Genomic DNA, 6848 nt, shown 5'->3' on the forward strand with positions numbered 1-6848 from the left:
GGTGCGCCAGCGGCTTCTAGAGCCTGAGATACTTTGTCATTAATAAGTGCTTGGATATTCACACGGGTTTCCTTCAATTCATTGGAATTGCAAAATTAGGCATTTAAGTTCTGGCAATCGGTTCGGACTGTCAGTTCGGGCATTGAGCTTAAACGCGTAACTTCTATTGTTCTGTAATTGGCGCTCATAATAGCAACTTTATAGGCAATCATATAGAGAGTTAACGGGGAATTTGTCCACTTTTAACCGCCTTATTGATAGTATTATGGCGAAATCAATGTTTTGGAACCCTTACAATGTCCTCATGCCTTACCGAAGCGAACTTAGCGCCTATTCAAATGAAAGCGAAACTTGAAGAGTTTATGCAGAAAATTACCCAGTTGGGTTCTATTTTGCGACTGGATCTGACTCAACATCAAGCGGATCACATTGCCATGCGAATCAATGACCCTGAGCTAGCAAGAACAGCGCATGCTGAATGGCAAAAAGAAGGGAAGGTGCTATCGCAAGCCTCGATCAATGGCAGGCCGATCATTGTTATCGAGTTTCATGCGCCATTGAGAGCATTGGATTGGTCAATTGAATGTTTGGAGTTACCTTATCCTGCCGAGGGTAAAGTGTATCCAGAACAAACGTGGGAGCACGTCGAATTCGTTGTAGCGAGTGATGCAGTGAGTGCCGATACCTATTTAGCGGATCTAAAACACCAATTCCCTGAATTTAAGGCCAAATATCATCAACTGGAAGAGAGCGGAGTCAGCATCAAACTATCAAGCCCTAAAGGTGAAGGGGAAAGGTTGAATAACCCTACGGTTGCGTTTAAATGGAAAGGGGTGTGTATCAAACTTCACCCCCACTCTTTGAAAAAGATTGTTGAGTCCGAACAGGCTTAACCCAAATTGCAATCTCTTGGTCTTAATTGAAACTCACTGATAGACCCAATTTCCTGTCCAAGATCCAGAGCGTCCTCTTCATGATGCGCATTGCCTTGGGTGTGCATGATGAGTCGGTTAGCCGTTCGAGGTTTTAGCTCATTAACAACGAAACGGATCATATCACTTCGCGTTAATTCTTTAAGTTCTTGAAGCACGGTTTCTCTTTGGTTGAAGCCGGTATCTTTATTGCCGATCGATACCCAAAGCCGTTGTGCTCGCCCGCGAAGGGTTGAGTCGGGTGTTGATATTTGATTCCAAAGGCCTCGTTTACTGCTGTGCCATTGATATTCATTGAGTTCAAGCAGCACCATATAAAAAGCATTGAGAAATTCGTCAATTGAACTGATTAAATCAATGGGGGCAGCATTGGGGGATTGCACATACAGAACAATGCCTGGATGGCGATTAAGCGGCATGTTTCCAGTGCCTACCATGTAGCCAAGCTGTTGCTTTGTTCGAATCTCATGAAAGAATGTTGCAGACATAAGGTGGTTAGCCAGTGAATACAGAGCAATACTCTTGGCATGTGTGTTTTCACATTGGTAGTAAACAACGACAGCAGAATCATCTTGATTGCATGTGACCTCTTTTTGAAAGGTACCATTTTTTCCAAGCATGACGAGTGGTCGCAATGACTCTTCATAAGATTGATTACTGACACGTAACGCATTTTTCAATGTGTCCGCCAGTTTGAGAGCCGCAGGTCGGGTCCAATCGCCATAGACAAACATTTCGACATGCAATTCACTCAAAATATCGTCAACAAATTTTGCCAGTTCATCGACCTCGATGGTTTCAATGGCTTCGATGAGCGCTGAATAGGGTGGATTATTAGGTTGTAAAATACCCGTGATAGCGTTGAAAAGTTGGGAAATGGGCCTGTCTTGCGAAGCATTCCGCCAATTTCGTAAGAGCTGTTGTTTGATTGATTCAAAGCGATCCGGATTAAATTTCCTGTCGGCAAATTGGGAAAGAATCATGCCCAGCAAATCTGCCTGTTTTTGACTAAAGCCAGATATAGATAACGTCACACCACCTTGATGGGAGTAGAGGTTGTAGCTCATCCCTGCTATCTCTGCCTGATAAGTTTCTTTCATCAAGGTATCCAAAAACATTTCTACGCAGAGACGCGTTTTCACTATGTTTCGTGTAGATGAAACCGAATGAGGGCTATCGATAGCGACATAAATGACCCCTTTAGGGACTCTAAATTGGCTGTCTTGTAGGTGCCACAACGTAAAGCCTTCTAGCTGCTCAATTACCTCAGGGGTATCACTTTCTGCCTCGACGGGTTGGGGATCCAAATCGTAGCAAATAAAGGTGTTTTTTGGAGGTAATGTCAAAGTGCAATTCTGCAAGGGAGTACGATAAAGTTTGTACTGCGCTTGGCTTATGGTGCTGACCGAATAAGGGGTGTGATACCACTTTGCAACTTTGTTGTATTCCCCTCCTTTGGCAACAATGGTGATACGCGCATTCTCGGCAGTGAACTTCGCCAGAAACGAACGGATCAGAGGCTCATCGTAGTGATTCATCATGTAGTCACCGTAAACAACATCTTGCTCGTCGTAATGTTGCATGTTGATAACAAGGTGACTGGCTAGATCGAGAGGTGTCGTCGGCTCTTGAAAACGAAACGCTGACTCTAACACCGCTTGTTTCTCTTTGTATCGCCATTCAGCAAAGCCATCGTTTTCAATCATACGAATTGAGTGGAAAATAGATTGAACAATAAGGTCGGTGTTGCTTAGCCCATCGGGTGTTAATGTACAGCTGATCGTGAATTCTCGATAATTATTACCGCTCACTCCTCCACCTGCCGATAGTGAGGTAATTAAGCCTTGCTCTTTGAGTGACAACATTAAGCTGCCTTCACCTTCATACCCGAGCAGGTGCGCTAAATAAGACAATGGCTTAGATTGGTAATACTGATCAATACTATCCAAAGGGAAGGCGATGGTCAGTTTTCTAAGTTCTTTTACCGGCTCAACTTGCACCCTGATGCCCGTGCTGTTGTCACCGACATAAGGTATAGAGATTTGTTTTCCTTGCAGATGATTGTTCGTGACCGCTGAAAACTTATCACGGGCCAATGATTCAAGGTCTTCGAGAGATTGGCTTCCCACCATCGTTAGCGTCATAAGATCCGCGGAATAATGGTCTTGGTAGAAGGCAATAATCTCATCCCGGATAGAGGCACTTTCTTTATCGCTTAGCGTGTCGATATTTCCGACTGAAAACTTAGAAAATGGGTGCAGTGGATTCACCGTTTCTTTGTGCACCTGGTAAAGCCGTCGAGCGTCATCTTGCAGTTTAAGCTTATATTCAGAATCAACTGCTTCCCGCTCTTTATCGAGGGCATCTTGATTAAAGAGAGGGTGAGTAAAGAACTGACTGAACCTATCAAGTGATTGCTCGAACACTTTGGTCGCGACGTCGAAAAAAAAGCAGGTATGTTCAGTTCCCGTCCATGCGTTGTTGCTTCCACCGTGTTGATTGATATAGCTTTGAAACTCACCAATCTTAGGGTATTTCTCTGTGCCCAAAAATAGCATATGCTCGAGAAAATGCGCCAAGCCTTCACGATTATCAGGGTCATCAAAGTGCCCAACTTGAACCGCTAACGCTGCCGCTGACTTCTGAGCATTGCGATCGTGGACAAGCAGAGTTCTTAACCCATTAGACAATGTAATATAGCGATAAGTATTGGTATCATTTGGGCTTAAATGCACGATGAAACTCCGTTTCGAGGGACGTAAATATTAAAATGGTAATAAATTGCATTAAGTATGAGCCTTGAAATCGCCTCCTGCAAACTTAGAGCAACGAGAAGTCACTATAAACGTTACTTAAGTCTCGGATTTCAATAGATTGTTAGAAAAAGCAGAGTGTTTGGCAATGCACTTGATATAATTATCCATAATTCACGGGCACGAATAGAGCAGCAACAGACTGCCATTAACGTGTTATCGGTTAGCCCCAAAAAATTGTTAGGAAGCTTAAAATGAAAGTTTTTATTATGCGCCATGGCGAAGCGGAGCACTTTGCCGCATCGGATGCAGAGAGAGCGCTTACCGCTGGTGGGCGCTCTGCATCAATCAATGTTGCGAAAGCGTGCTGTGAGAAGGGCTTTTCTCAATTCGACAAAGTATTGGTTAGCCCATACTTAAGAGCGCAGGAAACATGGCAGGCCATAAGCTCGGAGTTTTCGAGTTCGCGCGTTGAAACCTGTGATGATATAACTCCTTATGGTCAATCAGATCAGGTCTTTGACTATGTCAATGCGTTAATCGGGGCCGAGAATATAGAGTCGATTTTATTGGTTTCTCACTTACCCCTCGTGAGCTACTTAACCGCTGAATTTGCAACCGACATTGCGCCTCCTATGTTCCCGACCTCAGGGCTCGCTTGCATTGAGTTTAATGAATCGAAACAAAACGGAAAATTGCTCTGGAATATCCATCGTTAAACGTATCTAGAGTGATGACCAAATGGCCTGTAACTCTCGTGTTAACGTGTTCTGGGCCTATAATGACAATAAAAAGTTAAGTCATAATTTTGACGTGTTCAATGGACTAAATCTTGCATCACGACTGAACTTATTAAAATCAAGCCAGTTTTTCAATTTGGGCTACTAGCGATTCTATGAAATTTACTCTACCGTTCGCGGATAAACTCCCAGCCATTCCTCAACGTAGCCTACCAGCGATAGGTGCACCGATAATGGTGTTAGCAACGTTGGGCATGATCGTATTGCCGATTCCGGCGTTTATTCTCGATTTGTCATTTACGTTTAACATCGCATTGTCGATGGTGGTTTTACTCGTTACAGTTTACACCCGTAGGCCATTAGATTTCGCTGCCTTTCCTACCGTCCTCCTTATCGCTACATTGCTGCGTCTAGCACTCAATGTAGCGTCAACACGTGTCGTTTTATTGTATGGTCATGAAGGGCCGGGTTCGGCTGGTAAAGTGATCGAAGCGTTTGGTAACGTTGTGATTGGCGGAAACTACGCTGTCGGCTTGGTTGTCTTCCTGATCTTGATGATCATCAACTTTATGGTTGTAACAAAAGGTGCAGGTCGTATATCGGAGGTAAGCGCTCGCTTTACACTCGATGCTTTGCCAGGTAAACAAATGGCAATTGATGCAGACCTGAATGCAGGGTTGATTGACCAAGACCAAGCTCGATTACGCCGTTTTGAAGTGACTAAAGAAGCCGATTTCTATGGCTCAATGGATGGTGCTTCAAAGTTTGTGAAAGGGGACGCCATCGCTGGTATTTTGATCCTATTCATCAATATCATCGGTGGATTGTCGATAGGTATGGTGCAGTATGATCTGAGTTTTTCCCAAGCAATAGAAATATACACGCTATTGACTATTGGTGATGGCCTGGTAGCACAGATACCGTCTCTGTTGCTGTCTATTGGTGCGGCTATGATGGTAACACGTCAAAACACAGACGAAGACATGGGCCAACAGCTCGTCTTCCAAATGTTTGACAACCCCAAGGCACTGACCATAACCGCGTGCATCTTAGCTGTCATGGGAGTAGTACCAGGAATGCCACATTTTGCATTTCTATTACTGGCAGCCATTGCAGGGGGAAGTGCTTACCTCATCACACGTAAACAGAAAAAAACTAAAGAAGACGCCAAACTGCCAGCAACAACAGAAAAAGAAACCTCTGCGCCCAAAGAGCTGTCATGGGATGATGTTCAGCCCGTTGATATTATTGGATTAGAAGTCGGGTATCGATTGATTCCATTAGTCGACCGTGATCAAGGGGGCGAGCTTCTTGAACGCGTCAAGGGTGTACGTAAAAAGCTATCTCAAGATTTCGGTTTTCTTATTCCAGCTGTCCATATCCGCGATAATCTAGAATTAACCCCAAACAGTTACCGAATTACTCTAATGGGGGTTGCGGTCGGAGAAGCAGAAATTAGGCCAGATCAAGAGCTTGCGATTAACCCTGGGCAAGTTTATGGGATGATTGAAGGTGAACACACCATTGACCCTGCTTTTGGTTTAGAAGCCGTGTGGATTCGCGAAGAACAGCGTGAGCATGCTCAGGCGCTAGGTTATACGGTTGTGGATTCATCCACAGTACTGGCTACGCATTTGAGTCAGCTTCTAACCAATAATGCTTCACAACTGATTGGCCATGAAGAAGTTCAGAATCTCATGGAAATGCTGTCACGAAGTGCGCCGAAACTGGTTGAAAACTTTGTCCCCGATCAATTGCAGCTAGGTACAGTCGTTAAGGTTTTACAAAACTTACTCAATGAAGCTATCCCTATTCGCGACATTAGGACCATCGTTCAAACTTTGTCCGAGTATTCGAGTAAGAGTCAAGAACCTGACATTTTGACTGCAGCGGTCAGAATTGCATTAAAACGATTAATTGTACAAGAAATCAATGGTATAGAGCCTGAGCTGCCGGTGATTACTTTAATTCCTGAGCTGGAACAAATATTGCATCAGACAATGCAAGCCTCAGGGGGAGAGTCTGCAGGGATAGAGCCTGGATTAGCAGAAAGACTACAAAGCTCTTTAAGCCAAGCGACTCAAGAACAAGAATTGAAAGGTGAACCCGCGGTATTATTGACGTCTGGTGTTCTGCGCTCAACCCTAGCGAAATTTGTTAAGAACACCATCCCTTCATTGAGGGTGCTGTCTTACCAAGAGATTCCAGATGAGAAACAAATACGAATTGTGCAGGCGGTCGGGAATTAACGTCATGCGCAACTCCAATTCAGATATGGACATAGACTTTGAAGATTAAACGATTTTTTGCCAAAGATATGCGCTCCGCACTGCTTCAAGTCAAAGAAGAACTTGGTGCGGAAGCGGTGATCATGTCCAACAAAAAAGTCGCCGGTGGTGTGGAGATTGTGGCCGCGGTAGATG

General features: G+C 44.3%; 4 protein-coding genes. 3 read left to right on the top strand and 1 reads right to left on the bottom strand.

The genetic code is table 11. From position 1 onward, the window contains the following. The first annotated feature begins 296 nt into the window (after nucleotides 1-296). Nucleotides 297-893: a VOC family protein gene (locus tag ACP45E_RS05100; protein ID WP_017038063.1), complete on the top strand. Its 597-nt coding sequence runs from the start codon at nucleotides 297-299 to the stop codon at nucleotides 891-893. Here the strand turns inward: ACP45E_RS05100 and ACP45E_RS05105 are convergent. After that, nucleotides 890-3667, bottom strand: coding sequence for an insulinase family protein (locus ACP45E_RS05105; RefSeq protein ID WP_017038064.1), 2778 nt, complete (start codon nucleotides 3665-3667; stop codon nucleotides 890-892). The genes ACP45E_RS05100 and ACP45E_RS05105 overlap by 4 nt on opposite strands. 272 nt (nucleotides 3668-3939) lie before the next feature. Here ACP45E_RS05105 and sixA point away from each other — a divergent pair, with 272 nt between their 5' ends. Then, the gene (gene sixA, locus ACP45E_RS05110) at nucleotides 3940-4404 is read left to right on the top strand and encodes a phosphohistidine phosphatase SixA (protein WP_017036168.1); all 465 of its coding nucleotides are present in this window, start codon (nucleotides 3940-3942) and stop codon (nucleotides 4402-4404) included. Between the two features lie 176 nt (nucleotides 4405-4580). After that, entirely contained in the window at nucleotides 4581-6674 is a 2094-nt protein-coding gene (flhA, locus tag ACP45E_RS05115; RefSeq protein WP_026026629.1) for a flagellar biosynthesis protein FlhA, read from the top strand. The last annotated feature ends 174 nt before the right edge of the window (nucleotides 6675-6848 follow it).

Origin of the sequence: Vibrio genomosp. F10 str. 9ZD137, assembly GCF_049974785.1 — a bacterium.
GTDB lineage: Bacteria > Pseudomonadota > Gammaproteobacteria > Enterobacterales > Vibrionaceae > Vibrio.